Source organism: Streptomyces sp. NPDC093111 (assembly GCF_040683955.1).
Classification (GTDB): Bacteria; Actinomycetota; Actinomycetes; order Streptomycetales; family Streptomycetaceae; genus Streptomyces.
In genome coordinates this window covers 76,873-101,404 of sequence record NZ_JBFBNW010000024.1, presented here as the reverse complement: position 1 = coordinate 101,404, position 24,532 = coordinate 76,873, and the positions used below count along the sequence as shown (strand labels likewise).

At 71.1% G+C, this 24,532-nt stretch carries 16 protein-coding genes, 1 tRNA gene and 1 riboswitch; of the genes, 7 read left to right on the top strand and 10 right to left on the bottom strand.

What is annotated here, in order from left to right:
- Nucleotides 1–118 precede the first annotated feature (118 nt).
- The 4 genes from AB0Q96_RS33270 (at nt 119) to AB0Q96_RS33255 (ending at nt 5,207) form a co-directional block, all read left to right on the top strand.
- Nucleotides 119–1,549, top strand: a complete 1,431-nt coding sequence (locus AB0Q96_RS33270; protein ID WP_365332047.1) for an MFS transporter — start codon at nt 119–121, stop codon at nt 1,547–1,549.
- 73 nt (nt 1,550–1,622) lie between these two features.
- On the top strand, nt 1,623–2,825 hold the full coding sequence (lhgO, locus tag AB0Q96_RS33265) for an L-2-hydroxyglutarate oxidase (protein ID WP_365332071.1): 1,203 nt from the start codon (nt 1,623–1,625) through the stop codon (nt 2,823–2,825).
- Between the two features lie 193 nt (nt 2,826–3,018).
- Entirely contained in the window at nt 3,019–3,738 is a 720-nt protein-coding gene (gene trmB, locus AB0Q96_RS33260; protein ID WP_365332069.1) for a tRNA (guanosine(46)-N7)-methyltransferase TrmB, read from the top strand.
- A gap of 173 nt (nt 3,739–3,911) precedes the next feature.
- Nucleotides 3,912–5,207: a PrsW family intramembrane metalloprotease gene (locus AB0Q96_RS33255; protein WP_365332067.1), complete on the top strand. Its 1,296-nt coding sequence runs from the start codon at nt 3,912–3,914 to the stop codon at nt 5,205–5,207.
- Between the two features lie 37 nt (nt 5,208–5,244).
- On the opposite strand, the gene AB0Q96_RS33250 is transcribed toward AB0Q96_RS33255, so the two are convergent.
- The 8 genes from AB0Q96_RS33250 to AB0Q96_RS33215 form a co-directional block, all read right to left on the bottom strand.
- On the bottom strand, nt 5,245–6,192 hold the full coding sequence (locus tag AB0Q96_RS33250; RefSeq protein ID WP_365332045.1) for an aldo/keto reductase: 948 nt from the start codon (nt 6,190–6,192) through the stop codon (nt 5,245–5,247).
- An 88-nt stretch (nt 6,193–6,280) separates the two neighbouring features.
- Complete coding sequence (locus tag AB0Q96_RS33245; protein WP_365332043.1) at nt 6,281–7,360, bottom strand: M23 family metallopeptidase; 1,080 nt, start codon at nt 7,358–7,360, stop codon at nt 6,281–6,283.
- 11 nt (nt 7,361–7,371) lie between these two features.
- A riboswitch (cyclic di-AMP (ydaO/yuaA leader) is annotated at nt 7,372–7,518 on the bottom strand.
- Nucleotides 7,519–7,719: 201 nt separating this feature from the next.
- The gene (locus tag AB0Q96_RS33240) at nt 7,720–8,970 is read right to left on the bottom strand and encodes a PP2C family protein-serine/threonine phosphatase (protein ID WP_365332065.1); all 1,251 of its coding nucleotides are present in this window, start codon (nt 8,968–8,970) and stop codon (nt 7,720–7,722) included.
- Nucleotides 8,971–9,138: 168 nt separating this feature from the next.
- Nucleotides 9,139–10,398 carry an MFS transporter gene (locus tag AB0Q96_RS33235; RefSeq protein ID WP_365332041.1) on the bottom strand — a complete coding sequence of 420 codons (1,260 nt, stop codon included), beginning with the start codon at nt 10,396–10,398 and terminating at the stop codon, nt 9,139–9,141.
- Nucleotides 10,395–11,429, bottom strand: coding sequence for a PLP-dependent cysteine synthase family protein (locus tag AB0Q96_RS33230; protein ID WP_365332039.1), 1,035 nt, complete (start codon nt 11,427–11,429; stop codon nt 10,395–10,397). The genes AB0Q96_RS33235 and AB0Q96_RS33230 overlap by 4 nt, the downstream gene beginning before the upstream one ends.
- Before the next feature lie 80 nt (nt 11,430–11,509).
- Nucleotides 11,510–12,028 (bottom strand): hypothetical protein, encoded by a 519-nt coding sequence (locus tag AB0Q96_RS33225; RefSeq protein WP_365332037.1) that lies wholly within the window; start codon nt 12,026–12,028, stop codon nt 11,510–11,512.
- Nucleotides 12,029–12,203: 175 nt separating this feature from the next.
- Nucleotides 12,204–12,277 (bottom strand) — tRNA-Met (locus AB0Q96_RS33220).
- A 98-nt stretch (nt 12,278–12,375) separates the two neighbouring features.
- Nucleotides 12,376–12,885 carry a rhodanese-like domain-containing protein gene (locus AB0Q96_RS33215; RefSeq protein ID WP_365332035.1) on the bottom strand — a complete coding sequence of 170 codons (510 nt, stop codon included), beginning with the start codon at nt 12,883–12,885 and terminating at the stop codon, nt 12,376–12,378.
- Between the two features lie 264 nt (nt 12,886–13,149).
- Between AB0Q96_RS33215 and sigJ the strand changes: the two genes are divergently transcribed.
- The 3 genes from sigJ to AB0Q96_RS33200 all read left to right on the top strand — a co-directional run bounded on the left by sigJ (nt 13,150) and on the right by AB0Q96_RS33200 (nt 16,348).
- Nucleotides 13,150–14,022 (top strand): RNA polymerase sigma factor SigJ, encoded by an 873-nt coding sequence (gene sigJ / locus AB0Q96_RS33210; RefSeq protein ID WP_365332033.1) that lies wholly within the window; start codon nt 13,150–13,152, stop codon nt 14,020–14,022.
- A 118-nt stretch (nt 14,023–14,140) separates the two neighbouring features.
- Nucleotides 14,141–14,950 (top strand): GNAT family N-acetyltransferase, encoded by an 810-nt coding sequence (locus AB0Q96_RS33205; protein WP_365332032.1) that lies wholly within the window; start codon nt 14,141–14,143, stop codon nt 14,948–14,950.
- A 531-nt stretch (nt 14,951–15,481) separates the two neighbouring features.
- On the top strand, nt 15,482–16,348 hold the full coding sequence (locus AB0Q96_RS33200; protein WP_365332030.1) for a hypothetical protein: 867 nt from the start codon (nt 15,482–15,484) through the stop codon (nt 16,346–16,348).
- Nucleotides 16,349–16,706: 358 nt separating this feature from the next.
- Here AB0Q96_RS33200 and AB0Q96_RS33195 read toward each other — a convergent pair whose 3' ends face one another.
- Together AB0Q96_RS33195 and AB0Q96_RS33190 are read right to left on the bottom strand one after the other, a co-directional pair.
- A complete protein-coding gene (locus AB0Q96_RS33195; RefSeq protein ID WP_365332028.1) occupies nt 16,707–17,015 on the bottom strand; it encodes a hypothetical protein in 309 nt (102 codons plus the stop codon).
- A gap of 68 nt (nt 17,016–17,083) precedes the next feature.
- On the bottom strand, nt 17,084–24,442 hold the full coding sequence (locus tag AB0Q96_RS33190; RefSeq protein ID WP_365332026.1) for a DNRLRE domain-containing protein: 7,359 nt from the start codon (nt 24,440–24,442) through the stop codon (nt 17,084–17,086).
- Between the last annotated feature and the right edge of the window lie 90 nt (nt 24,443–24,532).

Sequence of the window (24,532 nt, the reverse complement as noted above, 5' to 3'; positions counted from 1 at the left end):
TACGGAACACCGCCCCTTAACGGTAGGGATGCGGCGAACTACGCTGTGTTTACGAATGCCGCACGCCTATGCCCGGCGTCGTGGCGGCCGTCTGGGTGTCGTGTCGAGGGGTGGCGTCATGTCCAGGGAGCAACGCGGGCCGAACGAAAAGCTCGGCACGGTTCTCGCCCTCGCGGGAATCAGCAATGCCGGGCTCGCCCGGCGCGTCAACGATCTCGGTGCGCAGCGGGGCCTGACGCTTCGTTACGACAAGACGTCGGTGGCCCGGTGGGTGTCCAAGGGCATGGTGCCGCAGGGCGCCGCCCCGCACCTGATCGCGGCCGCGATCGGCCAGAAGCTGGGCCGGCCCGTGCCGCTGCACGAGATCGGGCTCGCCGACGCCGACCCGGCGCCCGAGGTCGGCCTCGCCTTCCCGCGCGACGTCGGCGAGGCGGTCCGCTCGGCCACCGAGCTGTACCGGCTGGATCTCGCCGGCCGCCGGGGCGGCGGCGGGATCTGGCAGTCGCTCGCCGGCTCCTTCGCCGTCAGCGCGTACGCCACGCCCGCCTCACGCTGGCTGATCACGCCCGCCGACCCGTCGGTGGAACGCCAGGCGGTGCGCCCGCGGGCGCAGGGCGAGCCCGGCGACCACACCCGGGTGGGCCACAGCGACGTCGCCAAGCTCCGCGAGGCCGCCGAGGACGCGCGCCGCTGGGACTCCAAGTACGGCGGCGGCGACTGGCGTTCCTCCATGGTGCCCGAATGCCTGAGGGTGGACGCGGCGCCCCTGCTCCTCGGCTCCTACTCGGACGAGGTGGGGCGCGCCCTGTTCGGCGCGACCGCCGAGCTGACCCGGCTGGCCGGCTGGATGGCCTTCGACACCGGCCAGCAGGAGGCCGCCCAGCGCTACTACATCCAGGCGCTGCGGCTCGCCCGCGCGGCGGCCGACGTCCCCCTCGGGGGATACGTCCTGGCCTCCATGTCGCTCCAGGCGACCTACCGCGGCTTCGCCGACGAGGGCGTCGACCTGGCCCAGGCGGCGCTGGAGCGCAACCGGGGCCTCGCCACCGCCCGCACCATGTCGTTCTTCCGGCTCGTCGAGGCCCGGGCGCACGCCAAGGCGAACGACGGGGCGGCCGCCGCCGCCGCGCTGAAGGCCGCCGAGGGCTGGCTGGAGCGCTCCCGGGAGGGCGACGCCGACCCGACGTGGCTGGGCTTCTACTCGTACGACCGGTTCTGCGCCGACGCCGCCGAGTGCTACCGGGACCTGAAGCTGCCCCGCCAGGTGCGCCGCTTCACCGAGCAGGCCCTGTCCCGCCCCACCGAGGAGTTCGTGCGCTCGCACGGGCTGCGGCTCGTGGTGTCGGCGGTGGCCGAGCTGGAGTCGGGCAACCTGGACGCGGCCTGCGCCGCCGGCACCCGCGCGGTGGAGGTCGCCGGACGCATCTCCTCCGCCCGCACCACCGAGTACGTACGGGACCTGCTGACCCTCCTCGAACCGTACGGGGACGAGCCCCGCGTCATGGAGCTCCGGGAGCGGGCCCGCCCCCTCCTCGTGGCACCGGCGTGACGCGCGTCCCAGACAGGAACGGTTTAGCGGGATTGTCAGTGGGCCAGTGCACTATCAGGGGTGGGAGGTGGCGCTGGTGTCTGTCCGCTATGACTACGACTGTGACGTGCTGGTGATCGGCGGCGGGATCGTCGGTCTGTCGACGGCGTACGCGATCACGCGCGCCGCGCCGGGCACCCGGGTCACCGTCCTGGAGAAGGAGCCCGGCCCGGCCCGCCACCAGACCGGGCGCAACAGCGGCGTGATCCACAGCGGCATCTACTACCGGCCGGGCTCCCTCAAGGCCAGGTTCGCGGTCGAGGGCGCGGCCGAGATGGTCAAGTTCTGCACCGAGTACGGCATCCCCCACCAGGTCACCGGCAAGCTGATCGTCGCCACCGACCGCGAGGAGCTGCCCCGGCTGCACGCGCTCGTCCAGCGCGGCAGGGAGAACGGGATCCCGGTCCGCGAGCTGGGCCCGGCGCAGATCAGCGAGTACGAGCCCCGGGTGCGGGGCGTGGCCGCGATCCACGTCGGCACGACCGGCATCGTCGACTACGGGGCGGTGGCGGCGAAGCTGGCCGAGGCGTCCGGGGCGCGGATCCTCTACGGGTCGGCGGTCACGGCCGTCGACCGGCGCCCCTGGGGCGTGGCCGTGCGCACGGCCGCCGGGCGCGTCGTGCGCGGGCGGGTCCTGGTCAACTGCGCGGGACTGCACTGCGACCGGGTGGCGCGGCTCGCGGGCGACGACCCGGAGATGCGGATCGTGCCCTTCCGCGGCGAGTACTACGAGCTGACCGACCCCTCCCTGGTGCGCGGCCTGGTCTACCCGGTGCCCGATCCGGCCTTCCCCTTCCTCGGGGTGCACCTCACCCGGGGCATCGACGGCGGCGTCCACGTCGGGCCGAACGCGGTCCCGGCCCTCGCCCGCGAGGGCTACGGCTGGTCGGTGGTCCGCCCCCGCGAGCTCGCCGGCACCCTCGCCTGGCCGGGCAGCTGGGCCATCGCCCGGGCGCACTGGCGCTACGGGGCGGGCGAGCTGCACCGCTCCCTGTCCAAGCGCGCCTTCACCGAGGCGGTCCGGCGGATGCTCCCGATCGTCGAGGAGCGCGACCTGCGGCGGGCCGAGCCGGGCGTCCGGGCCCAGGCGGTCCTCAAGGACGGCACCCTGGTGGACGACTTCCTGATCCGCGAGTCCGTGCGCACCGTCCACGTGCTCAACGCCCCGTCCCCGGCGGCGACGGCCTCCCTGCCGATCGGCCGCGAGGTCGCGAACCGGGCACTGGCCCTGCTGTAGCGGGCGGTGGGCTCCGGGCCCGGTCCGAGCCGCCCCGCCACCGCCATCGCCACCGCCCCCGGGCTCCCCCGCCGCACGCCCCGGCGCGCCGTAGAATCGGCGCATTGTGTCTGAGCAGCCAGAGAACCACCCGCACACCACCCCCGACGACCGCATCCGGGCCGACCAGCGCGCCGCCCGGCTCGGCAGCCGGATGTTCGCGCCGGGCGAGGGGCCCCTGCCCGACCCGGCCGGCTCGCACTACGAGCGGCGGATCCGCAGCTTCCAGCCGCGCCGCAGCCGCGTCACCGCGGGCCAGGCCGAGGCCATGCTGAAGCGGTGGCCCGACTGGGGGTTCGACATCGACGGCCTGCGCCGGCTCGACCTGACCGAGATGTTCGGCGGGCTGCCGGTCGTCATGGAGATCGGCTTCGGCATGGGCGAGGCCACCGCGCAGATGGCCGCCGCCGACCCCGGCACCGGCATCCTCGCGGTCGACGTCCACACCCCCGGCCAGGGCAACCTGCTCGGGCTCGCCGACCGCAACGGCCTGGAGAACGTCCGGGTCGCCAACGGCGACGCGATCATCCTGCTGCGCGAGATGCTCACGCCCGAGTCCCTCGACGGCTGCCGGGTGTACTTCCCGGACCCCTGGCCCAAGAAGCGGCACCACAAGCGGCGTCTGATCCAGCCCGACTTCCTCACGCTGCTCGCGCCCCGCCTCAAGCCCGGCGGCGTGCTGCACTGCGCCACGGACTGGGAGCCGTACGCGGAGCAGATGCTGGAAGTGCTCAGCGCGCACCCCGACTTCGAGAACACCCAGGCCGACGGCGGCTACGCGCCCCGGCCCGGGTACCGGCCGCTGACCCGGTTCGAGGGGCAGGGCCTCGACAAGGGGCACGTCGTCCACGACCTGCTGTTCCGCAGGCGCTGAGCTCACCCGAGGCGGCGAGGGGCGGGTTTTCCACAGGCTGCGGGAACCCCCTCGCCGGTGTCGGTGCCGCTCGTTAGGGTCGTTCCGTGTCGTCGAACCCGATCGTCGGATCCACCACCGAGCCCGTCCCCGCCCCGGCCCCGGCCACGGCGGTCATCCCCGCGCCCGCACCCGTGCCCGCCCTGGAGACCGACCAGCCGGACTTCGCGGCGGTCCCGGAGCGTGCCAAGTGGCGGTACAAGCCGCGCCGCGCCTTCTGGCGCAGCAAGGTGCTGCGGGCCGTCACGCTGATCACCCTGCTCGCGCTGTGCGCCCTGGCGATCCTGGCCCTGGTCCGGGAGGAGACCGGCACCGAGGGCTTCCTCGTCGGCCTCGGCCTCGCGGTCCTGCCCGTACCGCTGCTGATGGCCGCGTTCCGCTGGCTCGACCGGGTCGAACCGGCCCCCTGGAAGAACCTGCTGTTCGCCCTCGCCTGGGGCGCGTTCGCCTCCACGCTGGTCGCGATCCTGGCCAACTCCTTCGCGGTGGAGTGGATCAGCAGCGCCACCGCCGACCCCGGCTCCGCCGACACCCTCGGCGCGACCGCGGTCGCCCCGGTCGTGGAGGAGACCGCCAAGGGCGCGGCCGTTCTGCTGCTCTTCCTCTTCCGCCGCCGGGACTTCACGGGCCCGGTCGACGGCCTCGTCTACGCCGGGTTCACGGCCACCGGCTTCGCGTTCACCGAGAACATCCTCTACCTGGGCAACGCCTTCGGCGAGGACCAGGAGATCGGCTCCACCGGGCTCGGCTCCATGACCTTCGGGACCTTCCTCGTCCGGATCATCATGTCGCCGTTCGCCCACCCGCTGTTCACCTCGCTCACCGGCCTCGGCTTCGGCTTCGCCGCCGCCCTCGCGGCCGGCGCCCGCTTCCGCCGCACCCGGCTGGTGCTGTTCCCGCTCACCGGCCTGCTGCTCGGCATGGGCATGCACGCCCTGTGGAACGGTTCGGCGACCTTCCACCCGCTGGCGTTCCTCGCCGTGTACGGGATGTTCATGGTCCCGGTCTTCGCCCTGCTGACCTGGCTCGCGATATGGAGCCGGCAGAAGGAGCTGCGCACGATATCCGGCGAGCTCCCGGCCTACGCGACGGCCGGGTGGCTCGCGCACGACGAACCGCTCGCGCTCTCCTCGATGCGGGCCCGCGCGCTGGCCCGCGGCTTCGCCGCCCGTACGTACGGGAAGGCGGCCGCGCAGGCGGTCGGCGAGTACGAGTCCTTCGCCACCACGCTGGCCTTCCTGCGCCACCGGGCCGGACGCGGCCAGGCGGCCCCGGACTTCGCGGCCCGCGAGCAGGAGCTGCTGCACCACCTGTGGCAGCGCAGGCAGGTGGCCTCGCCCGCGCTCACCTACGCCGCACGGGCCACGGGCCGGGTCTGGGCGCCGCCGCAGTACCTGGACTACGGCGGCTACAACCCGTACCGCAGCTAGTACGGCGGCGGCCGGCGCGGGCGGCGGGGCGGTCGGGTCAGACCGCCGATGCCTCGTCCAGCACCGCGAGCTCCGCGGGCGTCAGCTCCAGGTCGGCGACGGCGACGAGGGCGGGCAGCTGCTCGACCGTGCGGGCCGAGGCGATCGGAGCGACGACGGTGGGGCGGGAGGCCAGCCAGGCCAGGGCGACGGTGGCCGGCTCGGCGTCGTGCGCCTCGGCGACCGCGTCGAGCGCGGCGAGCACCTTCTGGCCCCGCTCGGTCTCCAGGTGCTTGGCCGCTCCCTCGGCGCGGACGCTGGCCACGGTGGTGCCGGGGCGGTACTTGCCGGTGAGGAAGCCCGAGGCGAGCCCGAAGTACGGCACGGCGGCGAGGCCGGCCCGCTCGGCGGTCTCCAGGAGGGCGCCCTCGTAGGTCTCGCGGGAGACCAGGTTGTAGTGCGGCTGGAGGGCGACGTAGCGGGCGAGCCCCTCGGCCTCGGCGAAGTCGAGCGAGGCGCGCAGCCGCTCCGGGGAGATGTTGGAGGCGGCGACGGCCCGGACCTTGCCGTCCTTCACCAGCTGGTCGAGCGCGGTGACGATCTCCTCGACCGGCACCGACTCGTCGTCGAAGTGCGTGTAGAAGAGGTCGATGTAGTCCGTGCCGAGGCGGCGCAGCGACTCCTCGACGGCGCCCTTGATGGTGGCCGCGCCGAGCCCCTTGAAGCGGGGGTGGGCACCGGCCTTGGTCGCCACGAGGACGTCGGCGCGCTTGCCGCGGGAGGCGAGCCAGCGGCCGATGACGGTCTCGGACTCACCGCCCTCGTGGCCCTCGGCCCACGCGGAGTAGACGTCGGCGGTGTCGACGAAGTTGCCGCCCGCGGCGGTGTACGCGTCGAGGACGGCGAAGGACTGCGCCTCGTCGGCGCTCCAGCCGAAGACGTTGCCGCCGAGGGCGAGCGGGAAGACGTGCAGGTCGGAGGAGCCCAGCTTGCGGAGAGAAGTCATGGGTTGATCAACCCCCCGCACGGCCGGGCCTATTCCGCTTCGGCGAAGGACGTCCGGACGGATGTCCGGGCGCGGGCCCCGGCGGACGTCAGAGGCTGAGGCCCTTCGACCGCAGCCAGCTCGCCGGGTCGATGCCGCCGCCGGACGGGGTGTGGACCTCCAGGTGGAGGTGGGGGCCGGTGACGTTGCCGGTGGCGCCGACCCGGCCGATGGTGTCGGCGGTGCCGACGGACTGGCCCGCGCCGACCGTCATCGAGGACAGGTGGCAGTACCAGACCTCGGTGCCGTCCTCGAGTTCGAGGACGATCCGGTAGCCGTACGAGCCGGACCAGCCGGCCGACTTCACGGTGCCGCTGTGGACGGCCTTGACCGGGGTGCCGGTGGGCGCGGCGAAGTCCAGGCCGGTGTGGTAGCCGGAGGACCACATCGAGCCGGCCTCGCCGTAGGTGGAGGTCAGCGTGTACGAGGAGGTGGGCAGCGAGTAGCTGGCGGCCAGCTTGGCCAGGCGCTCGGCCTCGGCCTTCGCCGCGGCTTCCGCCTCGGCCTTCTTCTTCGCCTCGGCCGCCGCCTTCTCCGCCGCCTCGGCCTTCGCCTCGGCCTCCTTCGCCGCCTTCTCGGCGGCGGCCTTCTGCGCCGCCTCCTTCTCGGCGGTGTCGGCGGCGGCCTGCTGCTGCTCGGCCTGCTGGAGGATGCGGGCGCGCAGCGCCTCGCCGGCGTCGGCGGCCTGCTGCTTGGACCCCGCGGGCGCGTCGGCGGAGGTGCTGTCCTCGGGCGCGGTGTAGGTGAGGGCGGTGAGCGGCTGCGCGTTGTTCGCGACCTGCGCGCTGTCGCCGGAGCCCTTGTCCTTGCCGCCGATCAGGTCGCCGATGCCGGGGAGCGCGGAGGCGTCGGGCAGGTCGAGGTCCGGCAGGGAGATGGCGACCGGGGGCTTCTCCTGCGCGGTGGCCAGGCCGCCCGCGCCGACGGCGGCGATGACGCCGACACCGAGGACGGTGGAGGAGCGGGCGAAGTTGGAGCGCTGCTTGACGACCCGGTGCCGGCCGCCGGAGCGGTTCTGGGCCCGCAGCGAGTCCTCGGTGGGGTTCCATTCCTCCCCGCCCGCGCCCGCGGCGCCATGGGCGCCGAAAGAGTCGAAGGGGGCTTCGGGAGCAGGGGTGTCGGACGCCACGGAGGCGCTCTCCTTTCCTTCCTTCTCGCCTACCGGGTTAGCTGACGGGTTCGGAGCAGGAAGGTCTCCTACGGGTGTGCCGCACGGGTGCGGCGTGGCCCGATTCACCCCAAGTGGTGGTTCCCCGGTTCCCTTGCGGGATTCGGCGCACGCGCACGGTGCCGTCTCTTGCGACGGCTGTGACGACCGCGCTGCGTTATCGAACGTTAATAGACACGGCCTCCCGATTCCAAGCCGTTCCCCTTGATCATTAGCTGAATTGAGAGGGAATGGCCCGAGTTGACCCCCGGTCAGACAGGATCCGCGTCACAGCGGGAATCTGACGTTGCATCAATTGTTATCGGAGCGACACCCCTCGACTACGTCCCGTCACCACCGTTCCGAGGCCCGTCCGGAGGCCCTTCCCGCGACCCGTCCCGAGGCACCTCCCGCGACCCGTCCCGAGGCGCCCCCCGCCCCCCTTCGGACGGCGCCCCCGCCGACGTCTCCGGGGCCTCCTCCGGCGGCACCACCGGCATGGTCCGGCGCCGTTCCGGCTGTCCCGCCGCCGGGCGGCTCACCGCGAGCAGCGCCATGTCGTCGTTCGAACCCCCGCCGGTGTGCCGGCGCACATCCGCCACCAGCGCGTCCAGGAGTTCCTCCGGGCCGGGGAAGAGCCGCCCCGCGAGCCGCTCCGCCGGATCGTAGAAGACCCCGCGCGCGTCCCGCGCCTCCGAGAGACCGTCCGTGTAGAGCAGCAGCGTCGCGCCCACCGGGTACGGCCTCTCGTCGGCCCGGTCGGGCCACATCGCCAGCTCTCCCATCCCCAGCGGCAGCGCGGGCTCGGTCGGCTGGAGCCGACCGACCCCGCCGTCCCCGTACAGCAGCAGCGGCTCCGGGTGCCCCCGGTTCACGACCCGCACGACACCGCCGCCACCGCCGCCACCACCCTCGGCGCGCGGGATCTCCGCGAGGACCGCCGTCGTGAACCCCTCGAAGGCGTCGAGCCCGTCCCGCCGCGTGCCCTCGCGGTCCAGCGCCCCTTCCAGCCGCTGTGCCACGCCCTCCAGCGTGGGCTCCAGCTCGGCCGCCTCCCGGAAGGCGCCGATGACCACGGCCACGGCCTCCACCGCGTCGAGCCCCTTGCCCCGCACGTCGCCGACGATCAGCCGTACGCCGTAGGGCGTGTCCTGGACGGCGAACAGGTCGCCGCCGATGAACGCGTCGGCCTGCGCCGCCTCGTACCGGGCCGCGATCCGCAGCCCGCCGATCCGCTCGGCGGGCGTCGGCAGCACCGCCTTCTGCACCGTCGCCGCGATCACCCGCGCCGACGCGAGCCGCTCGCCGCTGCGCCGCACCACCCGGTTGATCAGCATGGCGAGCGCCGCGACGGTGAGGATGGTCAGCGTCTCGGTGAGCGAGGCGACATGGCGGGCCGTGCCGTTGTGGATGTGCAGGCCGATGGTGGCGAGGACGACGGCGGTGCCCGTCAGGAAGGTCGTCAGCGTGGAGAAGAAGGGGGCGGCGATCAGCGGCGCCGCCGAGAACAGCGGCGCCGCGGTGTACTCGGGCGGTGTCGCCAGGTCGAAGCAGACACCGCCCACGACGATCAGCGGGGGAAGGGCACGGATGAAGCGACGGGCGACCGGGAACGGGAGCCGGCCCTCGTCGCCCTCTCCGTCACCGGGCCTGCCGGGGGCCCCGTGCCGCACCGCTGCTCGCGCCACCTCTGCTCTCCCGCCTGGACCTGGGCCCGACCCGAGGGCGACGGGAGGACCCGCGCCCTCCCCAGGGTGCGGTCAGCCGGTGCCCGTCGGCGACTCCCGCGCGGCCGACTGGCGTACGGCCGGCCGGACGGCGAGCCGCCCGCCCCGGGACAGCGCCGCCATGGCCGCCGCGCAGCCGAGCCCGACCGCGCACAGCGTCAGCCAGGGCACCGCCGACCAGCCGGTGAGGTCGAGCAGGGCGCCCGTGCCCAGGTTCCCCAGGGTGATGCCGATCCCGCAGACGGTGTTGTAGAGCCCGTAGTGGGTGGCGACCCAGCGGTTCTCGGCGAGCGCGACGACGGTGTCCATCTCGTACGGGTAGAGCACCGCGTTCGCCGTCGCCAGGAGCGCCGCGCACAGCAGCAGCCCCGGCAGCGAACGGCCGCCGCCCAGCAGCGCCGGCGGCAGGAACGCCACGCCCATCAGCCCGAGCCCGAGCACCAGACACCGCTCCCGGCTGAGCCGCCGCTTGCACCAGGCGGTGATCCGCAGCTGCCCGACGAGCGCCACCACCGCCGACACCACGAACAGCGCCGTCGTCACCGCCGTGCTGTCCGCGGCGAGCGGCAGCGCCAGATAGACCTGGAAGGACAGCACGTACGAGCCGGTCATCGCCAGCGAGAACAGCCAGAACACCCGGTTGGCGAGCACCGTCCCGAACTGCCCCCGCTCCCGCCCGTCCGCCGCCGGCCGCTCCTTCCGCACGGGCAGGTGCCGCAGCTGTACGAGGGTGAGCCCGGCGAACAGCACCGCCGCCACCACGCACGTCAGCCGGAACGACACCCCGGTCAGCGCCACCCCGACGAGCGGCCCGAGCAGGATGCCCGCCTGGTAGTACGTGTTGAACAGCGCGAATGCCTCCACGCGCCGCTCCCCCGCCTCCGCCGCCAGATAGGCCCGCACCGCCGGGTTGAACAGCGCCCCCGCCAGGCCCGTCGCCAGGGAGGCGCCGATCAGCATCGGCAGCGACTGCGCGAAGGCGAGCGCCCCGAAGCCGGCCGTCCGCAGCGCGCACCCGGCGACGATCAGCGGCTTGTAGCCGAGCCGGTCGGCGAGCGCGCCGCCGACGAGGAACATGCCCTGCTGGGACAGGTTCCGCGCGCCGAGGACGAGGCCGACCGCCCAGGCCGCCATGCCGAGGCCGTCGGCCAGGTGGGCGGCCAGGTACGGCATCAGCATGTAGAAGCCGAGGTTGATGGTGAGCTGGTTCAGGAAGAGCAGCCGCACGGCCGGGTCGAAGGTGCGGCTCTGCTTCCAGATCCCTCCCGGGGAGGGCGCGGTCGTCGTGCTCAACGGACCCGCTCCGCCCGGTCCAGCACCCGGCGGGTCCAGCCGTGGACCGGCTCGCCCTCCGCGTACCCGGCCGGGTCCTCCCGTACGGGACCGTCGAGCAGCCCGTGCTTCGCGCAGAACTCGTCGTTGAAGACGGTGTCGAAGTAGCGCTGCGGCCCGTCGGGGAAGACCGCCGCGATCCGGGTGCCGCGCGGCCGGGTACGGGCCAGCCAGCCCGCGACCAGCGCGACCGCGCCCACGCTCCAGCCGCCGGTGGCGAACTGCCGGGACGCGAGCCGCCGGGCGGCCCGCACCGCCTCGGCGGGGGCCACCCAGTGGATCTCGTCGAAGGCGGCGTGGTCGACGTTGCCCGGGTGGATGGAGGAGCCGAGCCCGCGCATCAGGCGCTCGCCGGCCGGGAGGCCGAAGACCGTGGAGTTCACGGAATCCACCCCGACGAGTTCGAGGGCGGGGCTGGTGGTGGCGCGCAGCGCGCGGGAGATGCCGGACGAGTGGCCGCCGGTGCCGACCGCGCAGACCAGCACGTCGACCCGGTCCAGCTGCTCGCCGAGCTCGGCGGCGAGCCCGCCGTACGCCTGCGGGTTGTCGGGGTTCCCGTACTGGTTGGGCCACCAGGCCCCGTCGAGGGCGATCAGCAGTTCGGCGACCCGGTCCATCCGGGCCTGCTGCCAGCCGCCGTCCGGGCTGGGCTCGGGCACCACGTGCACGTGGGCGCCGTGGGCGGTGAGCATCCGCTCGACGATCGGTTCGAGGCCGGGGTCGGTGACGACGTGGACGGGGTGCCCGTGCAGGATCCCGGCGAGCGCGAGCCCGAGCCCGAGGGTCCCGGAGGTGGACTCGACGATGGGGGCGCCCGGCCGCAGCTCCCCGCGGCGGCGGGCCTGCTCGACCATGTGGAGGGCGGCGCGGTCCTTGATGCCGCCGAAGTTGAAGCCCTCCAGCTTGGCCCAGTACCCGTCGTCCATCCACAGGACGGGGGTGTTGCCGACGGTCTGCCGAGCCACGGAGAGCAGGTTGGCGGGATTGCTCATGGGGGGTGTCCTTGGGGTGGGGCAGCCCCGGTGTCCGGGGCGTGCGGAAGGAACGAGGTCGCGAAGGTGCGCGACCCGGCTCAGTTCCGGTCCACCCCGAGGGCGATCAGCAGCCGGCCCGGCTCGGGCCCGGGCCCGGCCCGGCCACGGACGCAGCGCGTGTGCGGGGCCTCGGGGAACACCGCGTCGTACGCGAGGACGGCACCCCCGGCGTCCGGCGCCGGGACCTGCGCGCCGGCGGACTGCGCGGGCAGGTGCGCGTCGAAGGACCACCCCTCCCCGGGCCGCTCGCAGCCGTGCGGGAACCCGGGGGCGGAGAAGGCGGCGGCACCGGAGACCACGGCGGCGCCGGAGTCCGTGACACCGGAGCCGGGGGCCACCGCGCCGGACGTCACCGCGCCGGGGGACGTCACCGCGCCGGGGGCCACGGGGCTGTGGGGCATCGCCGCACCGGCCGTCACCGCCTCGGGTGCCGCCAGCGAGTGCCCGTGCGCGCCGTGGCAGACGCCCGCGATCAGTGCGACGAGCGCGAACAGCAGCAGGACGGCGGGCGCCCGCCGCCCCGCCTGCCGCAGTTCCGTCACGTTCTGGTCACTCATCGTGCGCGGAAGGCTACGTGGCGCACGCGCGGCGCGCAAAAAGGCGGGCCCGGTTTTGGCCAGCGTTTACTTGCGGGCGTATTGCCTTCCCGGTTGCCCGCGGCTACGGATTCCAGCGCACGGAAACGCCGAAGGCCCGGATCCATGATCGGATCCGGGCCTTCGGGCTACTGAGTAGCGGGGACAGGATTTGAACCTGCGACCTCTGGGTTATGAGCCCAGCGAGCTACCGAGCTGCTCCACCCCGCGTCGGTAAACACGACTCTACGGCATGAAAGCCCAGGTCACCTAATCCGTTGCCGCCGGGCCGCCACGAGGCCGCCGCCGGGGTCTCCGCCGGGCCTCCCTCAGCAGCCGCAGTCGTCCGAGTCGACCGGCGCGGTGAGCGGGTCGGCGGCCTTCCGCTCGGCGCCCTCCCAGGTCTCGAAGCCGAAGCCCTCGCGCACCCAGTACTCGAAGCCGCCCAGCATCTCCTTCACCTGGAAGCCCAGCTGCGCGAGGGCGAGCGCGGCGCGCGTGGCGCCGTTGCAGCCGGGGCCCCAGCAGTACGTGACGACCGGGACGTCCTTGTCGAGGAGCTGCTCGGCCTGCTCGGCGATGAGGGCGGTCGGCAGGTGGACCGCGCCCGGCACGCGCCCCTGGTCCCAGGAGGCGGTGGAGCGGGAGTCGAGCACGACGAACCCGGGGTCGCCGCCGGTGGCCCGGGCGTCGGCGAGGGCGGAGGCCACATCGGAGACGTCGGCGTGGAAGGCGAGGCTGGCGGAGAAGTAGGCGACCGCCGCGGCGGGGGCGGCCGGCGGGGTGCGGAGGACCGAGTTCACGGGGCTGACCTGCGTCGATGTCGTCGTCATGGCCATAAATCTATGAAGGATGATCAGCACCCTGAAGGGCCGATCCACGGCGCACACGGGCTTCGCCCGGGGAATCCCGGCCGTTCGCGGCGAGCGGGCGGGGATCTCACGTACCGGGATCCGAAGCCCCCAGCGGACCGGCACACCGGCACCTGTCACATCCCCGGAACCCCATCCGTCATACCCGTACAGCCTTACGGTCGTACTCGCTTACGGCCGTACTCACGGTCGTACGACCCTGTGACCGGACGCGAAGGGGAACAAGCACCGATGGACAAGGACCTCCTGGCCGCACGCTTCGACGCGGACCGCGGCCATCTGCGGGCGGTAGCCTACCGGATGCTCGGCTCGCTCAGCGAGGCGGAGGACGCCGTCCAGGAGGCATGGTTCAAGCTGAACCGCTCCGATGTCAGCGAGGTGCGGAACCTCAGCGGCTGGCTGACCACCGTCGTCGGCCGGGTCTGCCTCGACATGCTGCGCTCCCGCACCGCCCGCCGCGAGGACCCGCTGGAGTACCACGTGCCCGACCCCGTGGTCCGGGAGGAGGGCGTCGCCGACCCCGAGCGGGAGGCGCTGCGCGCCGACTCGGTCGGGATCGCCCTGCTCGTCGTCCTGGAGACGCTGGCCCCGGCCGAGCGCCTCGCGTTCGTGCTGCACGACCTGTTCGCGGTCTCCTTCGACGAGATCGCGCCCATCGTCGACCGCAGCCCCGCCGCCACCCGCCAGCTCGCCAGCCGCGCCCGCCGCCGCGTCCAGGGCGCCGCCCCGGCCCCCGCGCCCGACCTGGCCCGCCAGCGGAAGGTCGTGGACGCGTTCCTGGCCGCGTCCCGGGCGGGCGACTTCCAGGGCCTGCTGACGGTCCTCGACCCGGACGTGGTCCTCCGCGCCGACGGCGGGACGCTGCTGAGGGCCGCCTCCAAGCTGGTCCGCGGCGCCGAGGCGGTCACGAGCCAGGCGCTCGCCTTCGCCAAGTTCCGGCACGCGGCGCGCCCGGTCGTGGTCAACGGCGCGGCCGGCCTGGTCTCGCTCGCCGACGGGCGGCCGGTCGGCCTGATGGCCTTCACGATCGTCGCGGACCGCATCGTCGGCATCGACATCGTGGCGGACCCGGAGCGCCTGGCCACCCTGGGCGTGACCGGCTGACCGCCCGTCACGACGGGACGCCCCGCCCGGCGGAAGCCGGTCGGGGCGTCAGGTGGCCCAGCCGACGGGCAGGGAATTGTCCTGCCGGGCGGGCCAACTGCCCACTACCGTAGGCGAAATGACAACAAGATCCACTTCGCCGGACCTGCCCGCAGCCACACCCGCACCCACGCCCTCGCCGACGCCCGTGTCCCTGGCCGAGGCGCCGCTGCGTCAGGCCCGCAACTCCGCCGCCCTCTGGACCGCGACCGGCCGGAGCCGGGGGCACGAGGTCACCCGGCGCCGCGGATTCGTGGCGGTCGACGGCGACGAGCGGGCCGGCCTGCGGATCCTGGTCCAGGAGCCCGACCTCGACCCGGGCGAACTGGCCGAGCTGGGCGAGCTGGTGCGCGGGGCCAAGGGCCCGGTGAACGCCGAGGACCCGTTCGGCGCGACCGACCTGAGCCACCTGGGCATGCGCCACTGGCAGATGCCGGTGATGCTGCGCCCGCCCGGCCCCGTCGCCGAACCGGCGCTGGACGTGGTCCGGGTGCGGGAGCCGGAGGAGCTCCAGGCGGCCGAGCGGATCGTGATCGCGGGCTTCGAGCTGACCGGATTCGAGCCCTACCGCCCCGGCGAGCTCTTCCCGACGGCGCTGCTCGGGCAGCCGGGCGTGGACGTGTTCCTCGCCCTGCACGAGGGCGTGCCCGCGGGGGCCTGCGTCAGCGTCGTGGACGACGGCATCGGCAGCCACTACTGGGTCGGCACGTCACCGGACTTCCGCTCGCGCGGCGTCGGCCGGGCCGTCATGCTCGGATCCCTCGCCCCCCTGGCGGACCTGCCGGTCACGCTCACCGCCTCGAAGCTGGGCAGGCCGCTGTACGAGTCCCTGGGCTACACCGTCGCGGCCCCCTCGACCTGGTGGGCCTCCGTCCCCACGACCCCGTGACGACGAAGCGCCCCGACCAGCCGAAACCGGTCGGGGCGCTCCACAGCAGGCCAGAGGGTTTCCCCTCCCCTACGTTCGGTAGGCCGTGTGGGACTCGAACCCACAACCAATGGATTTAAAGTCCTGGCCGGGGGCGGGTGGGCGATGCCGGACGGTGTTGCTCCGTCCCGGACAGCCCAGGCGAACAGGCCGAACGGTGCCGCGCAATCCAGGCGGAACCGGGCTGTGCCGGAACATCCGCTCACGCATCGCTCACGCACAGACGGCGCTGCGACCCACCGTCGACATCGATCCCACGAGGCACCCCATCGGATGAATCCAGCGTGTGGAGCCCGGCCATTTCACCGATCACGCCGGTACTGTCGGCTGCAACCGGTCCGCGGAGGCCCGGAGGACGCAGCGGGTCGCCCGGGGTTCCTGGCTCGTCCAGGGTGCGGCGCGCCCGCTCCGCGACTCCCCCGATATGCCTCTCGATGTGCGAACACGGACGCGAACCCCTGCTGACCCGGCAGCGGCAAAGGACATCGCGCCATGCCACACACCACGGCCAAAGCTGCCGCCCTCATCCGCGCCGGTTTCACGAGAGAAGTCCCTGCTACCGCCCTCCCGGGAATCGATCGCTCCGGCGGGCTGGGGCTGGACAACTGCACTCCAGAGCAGACCGAACTGCGCGCACTGCTGGCCCTGGCCTGCTTCAACCACGGAACACTGACCGCGCCTCGACTGCGCTGGAGGGTTGGTCAGATCGGCGCGTACGGCCCGGTCATCTCCCCCCGATTCGATCACCTCGTACTGATCGTCAACGCCTGCGACAACGTCGCCCTCCGCCTCGTCGGCAGCTCGACCGACCCGCACATCCCTGGGATGCGGGTCGAGGAGCGCCTGGGCTACCACCTGTGGCGCCTGCGACACCTGTCCAGCGGTGCTCAGATGTACGTCTCCGAGCGAGGCACCCTTTCCGCAGGTCGGGGCCACGCTCGACGCCTGCCGAATCTGCGTCGACGGCTTAGCGTGGAGGAGCCGCTCACTGCTGACGAGTACAACAAGCTCGCCGCCGTACCCGAGATCAGCCCGTCCATGAAACGGCTCCTGGCCGGCATCTGGGTGCGCATGTCCCTGCGGGATCCGGCCGGCTCCTTCGACCTGGGGGGCTGGTTCATCGATCCGCTCGACCGGACCACCGAACGAGCCCGCTGGGCACCCACGAGCCGCCTGTGGGGACACGAGGGACGATGGGACCTCGAATGGCGGGGCTACCCCTTCCCTGCCGACCTCACCGCAGCTCTCACCCACCCCATCGCTGGCATCGAAGGCGTCACAGTGGACCGCACGTCGACGCACAGTTGGTTGATCCGGCTCGACGATGCCGAGTTGTATCTGCACGACGAAGAGCTTTGAGCTTCGGAATCACCCCACACTTCCGTGCGGGAGTGTTACCTGACGTGCGGAAATGGGTGCCGCGAGCGTAGTGATGCTGGTCCTGGGTGTACCGCCTGTTGACCGCCGTGTACCACCCCCGACTGGCAAGGGGCCGCTCGGGGGGCCGACAGCAGCTGAGGCGCAACCGGAGCGGATGCGCCCAGTCCCCTCCCTGGTCAAGACGCAGATGTTTTGTGTGTCAAACCGACTGATCGTTGACTATAGGCGAGATGTGCCACCCCAGGGCGACACATCTCGCCTCACGGCAATCTACTTCTCCAGCCAGGGTCCGAGGTCATACCCAAGGATTCAGCGGTCTTGAGGCGCGCGTGAAGCTTTAAACCTGGCCCTCGTCTTCGATCAGCTGCGCGTTCGGGTTCGATCCGCCGTGCTCGACTAGGAGCTTCGTTACACCCTCAGCGACCTTGGACACAGCACCCCAGGGCACCTCTTCGGTCGGGGAGCAGTCGACGAACCAACCCTGAGGAAGGTCGTCGTCCTCTTCGTCGTTCTCCATGATCTCGATCTGCCACTCATCATTGGCGATGAACTGGGGCACGGAATCGAAGACGCCGAGGAGAGATGCGATCGATTCGGAAAGCCCGTCTCCGTTGACCTCGCCGTCTGCGGTAATTCGGATGAACATGATCCACCTCTATGATAAACTGCCCCGACAAAATGTCGGGGCAGTTTATCGCTCATCACGCGGTGGCGCTAGGTGCGCCTCCTTGCATGTGCACTCATCGCGTTCCTCTGGATGTTGGAGCACGCGAGGCAGTGGGGGAGGAGCAGCTGGCGTCGCCTGTTCAGGAGCCCAAGCTTATTGAGAACTGCGTTCGCTGGCCAATGGTCAGGGATCCAGTTCCTGGCGCCAGGCGACTTCGTTCCGCAGCGATGACATCCGAATCGGTTTCCGATTGCATTGACAGCCCGGCGTGTTGCCACTCGGAAGCGCTGCGCGCTGCTCGGAGCAAGGATTCCCATACGGGCATACTTGCCCGGCATGAAGATTCCATCGCCGTTTCGCAGCCGCTTGGGAATCCTGCATTCACCGTTGGCGTTGTGGACCAGGGCACCAACGCCCCCCACCTCCACGGTGAAGGTGTGCAGATCGCCAACCGTAAGGTTGAAGACCAGTTGGTCCGCGATTTCGCCGAGGTTGCGCACCTCCGTAACCGGCGCCAGATCTCCGGATGGCGACTTGAGCCGATCTCCCTTCTTGATATCGACTGCCTTGGTCCAGCCTCTACCCTCGACCCAGAAGGGGTGCTCAGCTGTGGTCTGGAGCGGCGGTGTTGACGCATTGAGGTCAGTGTCGATCTCAATGATCCGCTTCAGGCCGAATCCAGTGATCACGTCGAGCACGGGCTCGGCCGATGCCTCCCCCGTAAGAGGGTCCGTCGCCTCGACGTAATCCCCAATCTGTAGGGCGGCGATCGGCAGGTACGTTCCATCAGCCATCAGTACGGCCGTGTCCGGCGTGAAGGAGTTGCATCGTGAACGTCGGAAGAAGCGCTTGGCTCGCGAGTAATACCGCTTGACGCGCCCTGCCTTGCGCAGTGCTCTCGCCGCCTTGAATCCCTTGACGGCGAGACGGCCGGCGGATCCAAAGGCTACGCCGATGCTCATCTCTGCCGCCTTGCGCCAATTGCCGGTGGCGGCGTAGGAGATGGCTCCGACGGCGGAGGCGATGTTGCCGATGGGGCCGGGGATGTAGGAAGCGACCTCCGCGACGCGGGCGATGCGCTTGAACATCTTCTTGAAGCTGAAGCCCCAGTTGCCGTCGAGGTCAGTGCAGTTGACCGGGTCGCCCGCGCAGTAGTCGTACGGGTTGGCGTTGCCTCCGGGCTGTGGGTCGACCTGCAGGAAGCGGCCGAGTTCGGGGCTGTAGAGGCGGGCGCCCATAAGGATGACGTTGTCGAGCGCCTCGGACGAGCGCTGCTTGGCGCCAAGCCAGCCGTAACGCTGCGTGCCCTGCCCCTCTGAGGGGACACCGAATTCGTCGAAGGTGAGTACCTTCGGCGTTGTCGTTGTCGTATCAAGGGTGACTGCGACGTCATCATGAAGGTTGGCGAGCTGCAGCTCCACATCGCCGGTGGCGGACGTGGTAGCGGTCAGGTCGCCGTCCGGGCCGGAGACGTTGCGGGTGAGGGTGCGCTGGGTGGTGTCCTCGACGATCCAGCGAGGCTCGTCGGAATCGTCTCCGTAATGGTTGAGCTTGCTGGTGGAATTAGCCCAGGTGCCGTCTGCCTGCTTTACCTCGGTGGTGAAGGCTGCGAAGCGCTGGGCCGGATCGAGGTTCCAGGACTGGCGTGTGTCGCCCACGGTCTGGGAGGCGACGAGGTCGTTGTCCCAGTAGGTGTTGACCGAGCCGGTGCCGGTGGCGGTGGTGCGGCCGAAGGCGTCGTACGTGTAGCCGGCGGTCAGCAGCCGGTCGGCGCTGTCGTAGGAGCTGGTGGTGACCGTGCCGCCGGTCGACGTACAGGAACCGTCCTCCGCGGGCGCGTAGAGCGTCTTGGAGGTTCGGTTCATACGGCCGGTGATGCTGCGTCCGGCCTCGTCGAAGCCGTAGGCGCGGGTGGTGCAGCCGGCGGTGGTGGTCTGGACGGCCTTGGTCAGGCGGCCGAGCCGGTCGTAGGTGTACTCCTTGCTGTCGGTGGAGTTGGTGTCGGCGGCGATGGCACCCTGGGCGGTCATCTCCAGGTGCTGGCCGTAGACGATCTGGCTGTCGGAGACGCGGGTGTACGTGCGGCCGGTGGCGGCGCCGGTCGCGTTGAAGGTGTCCTTGCGGACGTAGCCGCCGGGGTAGGTCTGCTCGGTGAGCTGGCCGTCCGGGCCGTACTTCGCGGTGAAGGTGCCGGCGACGGAGTCGGTCACCGAGGTGACCATGCCGCGCGGTTCTTGCCTGCGGTCGTATGTGTAGGTGGTGGTACCGGTGTTGTCGCTGACCTTGACCGGCTTGCCGTACGTGTCGAACTCGGTCGTGGTCGTGCCGCCGTCGGCGTCCGTGTAGGACAGCAGGCGGTCCAGTGCGTCGAAGACCCTGGTGATGGTCTTTCCGCCGGCCATGGTCTTGACGGCGTTTCCGGTGACCGGGTCGTACTCGGTGCTGACCTGGGGCAGGTCCTGACCAAGGTCACCGGTGATCTGGGTGGAGACGATCCGGTCGGCCGTGTCATAGACGGTGGTCGTCGTACGGGCCTTGCCCGCGTTGGTCTCGGTGACCTCCTCCATCTCGCCGAAACGGGAGTAGCGGATGATCCGCTTGACCGGGATGGTGTCCGGCATGCGGGTGGTGTCCGCGCCGGTGACCTGGCCACCGGGGAGCGTGACGCACGGGTTGCCGGCCCACTCGGGACGGTTGCCGCAGGCGGCGTCGTCCGGGTTGGCTCCGGCCGTGTAGAACACGGTCTTCACCGTGCCGGTGTCCGCCCCGTTCGAGCCCGGCCTGCGGGACTGGACCGCGCGGCCGGCGGAGTCGTACTTGATGGTGGCGGTGAGGTTCTCCCCACCGGTCACCGCGTCCGTCGTGACCGAAGTCTCGGAGCGCAGGGTCCAGCCGGAGGTGCCGCCGATCGGGGTGTCGTACCCGGTCTTGGTGACCCGGACCTCGACGTCGTTGGTGTAGCCCTCGATCTTGGCGCCGTCGAGGGTGGTGGTCTCCAGGTGGTAGGCCGCGCCGTCGGGCTTGCCCTCGTCGTACTTGTGGACTGTGTGAGACCGGACGAGCACCGAGGTGCCGGCTGCGAGTGCGGGCATCGGCGGGTTGGCCTGCTCCGGTACCGCCTCGTCGAGCAGGGCCCGGTAGACCGGACCGGTCTCCTCAAGCAGGTCCTGCCCGTCGAGGCTGTAGACGCTGCGGGAGTCCAGCAGCGCGGCACGGGCCGCCTTGTCGTTGGGAAGGTTGAGTTCGAGCGCCTTCTCGTCGAAGTCCGCGCCGAGACCAAGCGCCAGAAGGCGGCCGGTGGCATCGAGGGTGCGGACGGTGTTGCCGAAGCGGTCGAACTCGGCGGTATCGATGTCACCGAAACCGGTCGGGGACCAGGTGGCGGTGTTCACCTCCTGCGCGTTGGCATTCAGGTAGTGGACGGTGGCCTGCTGGTAGCCGTCCGGGCCGGGCGCCGTGGCAGTGGCCGTGTTCACGCCCGGGTCGGACTCCACATCGAAGACAGCGGTCGCGTCCGTCGGTACGTCCGACTGCCCCCATTCCCTCGCGCTGAGCCCGTCGAGGTCATACGGTCCGCCCGAAGCACGCGTCAGCGGCACTTCGTAGACCACCCTTGATGCGGTCTCGCCATTCACCTGATCCTTCGAGCCCGGCACGAGTGCGGGCCGGCGGACCTGGAGCAGGCGACCGGGGTCCTGGTCGGTCGCAGCCTTGCCGTAGTCGAAGTACCAGGGCAGCTCGCCCGAAGTATCGATCTTGGTCAGGCGGTTGGCGCTGTCGTACGAGTAGACGGTCTTGAAGACCGCGGTATCACTGGCCGAGCCCTTTCGCGGATCCCACGCCTCGGTCAGGCGGCCGAGGTAGTCGTACCGGTAAGTGGCGACGTCCACGGCGGTGACGGCTCCGGCGACCGGGTCCCAGGACCAGATCTTCACTGCCTTAACGCGGTCGGTGAAGTCACCAGGCGTGGTGGGCGTGGCGGTGGTGGATGTTGCGTAGACGTACTCCAGGACCTCACAACCCCGCGCCGGAATACTGCCGGTGCACTGTCCAGCGTCGTCGACGCCCGGTTCGACCTCGCCGATGACGCGTGTGACAAGCGAGCGCCCGTCGGTCGTGTCGTACACGTACCGGCTTGTGGACGCCGCGTCCGTACCGGAGACGCTGTCGACGGTGTAGATCTCGGAGCCGGTCTGCTTCTTGAAGCGGGTCAGCGTGCCGTCGTCGTCGGTCAGGACGTAGTCGCTGCCGGACGCCGCCAGGTCCGTGCCCTCGGAGCCGGCCTCGGGGGTGAAGGAGCCGTCGGACGCCTTGGCGAACGTGATGGTGGAGTCGTCGTAGCCAGTGATGACCGCGACGTCCTTGCCTGGGAAGGTCAACGAGTGCAGCTCGTTGTCCGTCACGCCGCCTGCGGCGCCGCCAGCCCACTCAGGGCCGAAGGGGGCGACCAGCTCGCGCAGGGAGAGGTGGTCGAAGTACACGGCCTTGCCCGAGTTCGCGGGGAAGCCGTTGTACAGCCGCAGGAAGGCTGTGGACGCGTCCTTCGGGGCCGTGAAGTCGAGGGTCAGCTCGGCCCATGCGTCGGTGTAGGGCGCCTTCCGGGACGTCTGCTCAACGTAACCGGCGGGGGTGCTGAACCCTGCGTACAGGCTCAGGCCCCGCGCGTGCTGCGGGGACAGGCCCGTGGCCGCAGGGACGTAGGCCCAGGCGGAGAACCGGTAGGTCTTGCCCGGCTTCATGCCCAGGCGCAGCGCGGTCTGATCGCCGCCGACCATGGCGAAGGCGTCGCCATTGGCGTTGGTGGTGGGGACCGTCTTGAGCGAGTCGGTCGAGCCGTCCTGCCCGAGCGTGGTGTCCCGAGTGATCGTCGCCGTCGTGGCCGAGAAACCAGTGGTGTCGGTGGAGATGTCCTGCTGGTTGGTGGTCAGGCGCTCGCCCTGCGGCATCCAGCCACGGTCCGTGCGCCTTGACGACGAGGTACGGGAAGACGACAGGCCGAACTCATCGGCATCCGTGACGCTGACCGAGTAGTCACCCGTGAGCAGGTTGACCGAACCCGGGCCGATCTCGTCAGAGGCGGCGCCATCCGCGTTCGGGTCTACGGTGAAGCCGCGCCACTCACTGATGTACGCGGGGTCTGCGACGTTGTCCGTGTAGAGCATGGCGCGGACCTGGACGACACCGCCGACCTGACCGAGGGTCTCCAGGACCGACCAGTTCGCATACGCGCCGATCTGCGACAGCGGCGTCTTGATCGTGGTGATCGGGGTGTTGTCCTGCTTGGTCAGGTTGGCCAGCGGGACGTTGTAGACCGTTCCTCCCGGGCCACGTCGCCACTGGTAGGTGACCTGCGTGTACTCAGGCTTCGCATCGACGGCGATCTTCACGCGCTTCGCGCTTACCGCGCCCTCCATCGGCTGGGCCATGGCGCCCTTGCCGACCAGGAAGTCGTAGACAGCGGCTGTTGAGACGTTGCCGGACTTGTCCTTCGTCTGGACCTTCAGCGAGCGGTGGCCGTCCGCGGCTGGGGTCACCGTCACCGTGGTGGAGCCGGTCGCCGCCACGGTCGTCGCTGCCGCACCGTCCAGCGAGTAGATATAGGCGGCCAGGTCCGTGGTGCCTGAGGCCGGGGTGAAGGTGAACTGGCCCGGCGTTCCGCCACTGCCGTGCCAGGCGCCGTCCTGCGGATAGTCGGTGGACGTCACGAACGGCGCACCCGGCTTGGTGGTGTCGATCGTCAGCGTTCGGAATGCGGAGAACGCGCTGTGCTCGACGCCGTCCCAGGAGCGTGAACGCCACTTGTACTTACCCGGAGCCAGGCCGTTCGGCGGCGACCAGGTCACCACGCTGCCCGAGGCCACGTAGGCGGAGGCTGCGGCCTGCAGCCAGGCGGTTCCGTTCTCGGCCCAGATCTCGATGTCGAGCATGACCGGGTTGCCGTCCGGGTCGACCGCCTTGGCCGACAGCGCCGGCGTAGTGTCGTTCGTGGACGCACCCTCGGCCGGGCTGACCAGTGTCGGCACACCCGGAGTCGTGTTATACGTGACCGTCAGAGACGGCTCGTACGTCGCGTTGTGGCCCGGGTCGGTCTGGTTCGCCGAGTAGTAGCGGCGCCACGTGAGCACGTCCGACTCGCTGACCGCGGCCAGACGCACGCCGTAGTTCGGCTGCCCGTCCGCCCACGCCTGGGCGATCGTATCGATGTCCCACGTGCTGTATCCCGAGGGGCACGAGGAGCTGTAGCCCTTGGCATCCTTGACCGTCACCGCGCCCGTCGAGGTAGCGGCTGGCTGGTTCGACCAGGTGATCGCCGAAGGATCCCAGTCCGCGGTGATCCGCCGGAGCTCGATGCCCGAGTTCGCCGTGTTACACGTCGAGGCGTAGTACGAGTACATGCGCAGCTTGGCGTCCAGGATGCGCTTGCCGCTGTACTTCGACACGTTGAACTTCAGGAAGGAGCGGGCCTTCTCCGCGCCGTCGTACGTACCGACCTTCAGCTCGGTCGAGCCGCGCTGCGAGGTCAGGTAGTCGTCGTACTGGATCCACGTATCGGTGACCGGACCCATCAGGGAGTCGGTCGGGTCGATCGTGACCGGGTACGTCACCGCCGGGTCGGCGAGGAACTCGGTGCTCGGCTTGAGCACCAGCACCTGGCCCTTGCCGCCCGCGCCGGCCTCGATCGTGACGTCGACCGGCGCGATCTTCTCCGGCTCGCCCGACGCCTGGTCCTTCGTGGCGTCCCACATCACCGGCGCCGGCGCGGTGGCCTTCTCCTCACCGGAGGAGTCCTGCCACACCAGCCGCTTGTCCGAGGTCTCTTTCAGCGTCAACCCGGTCGCGTCCACCGGCAGCCGGTACTCCACCGGCCCGTCCGGGCGCTCCCGCAGGACGACGTTGTGCTGGAAGCCCTCCTTGAGCGCGGTGACGACCAGGTCGCCGCGCTCGACCGCGTTCGGGTACGTGGCCGTGGAGCCCTCAAGCACCGGCTTGGGGAGCGTCCCCTCCCAGCCGACACCCAGCGCGTGCTGGTCAGTCTCGACCTGCGCCAGGGTGTCGCCCGTACCGCCGTCAGACAGCGTCACATTGGCGGCGGCCATCTTGGGCTGTACACCTGCGCCCGTGTCCACCAGTGTGGTGTCGAGCGGCTGCCAGGTGCCGCGCTCGTCCTGTACACGGATCGGGCCGGTGAACGAGTCCACCGATGTCGTGCCATCCGGATTCGCCCAACTCGTCGTGGAATCCGTACGCTCGCCGGTGATCTCGATCCGCCGGTTCTGCAACCGCGCCATCAGCAACGCCGATGCAGCGTCCTCCGCCTCTGCCGGGCCGAGAACCTGCGGTTCCTCCGTAGCTGCCGCTGCCGGGGGCTCTGCCGAAGCGACGCCTTCCATCAGGCCGAACGTCATCACCAGCGCTGTAGCCAGGGCTATGCGTCTGATGCGGCCCTTCGAAGGCAGCGGGTGCCGCCCGAACTGGGCGACTCTCCGAGCTTTCAT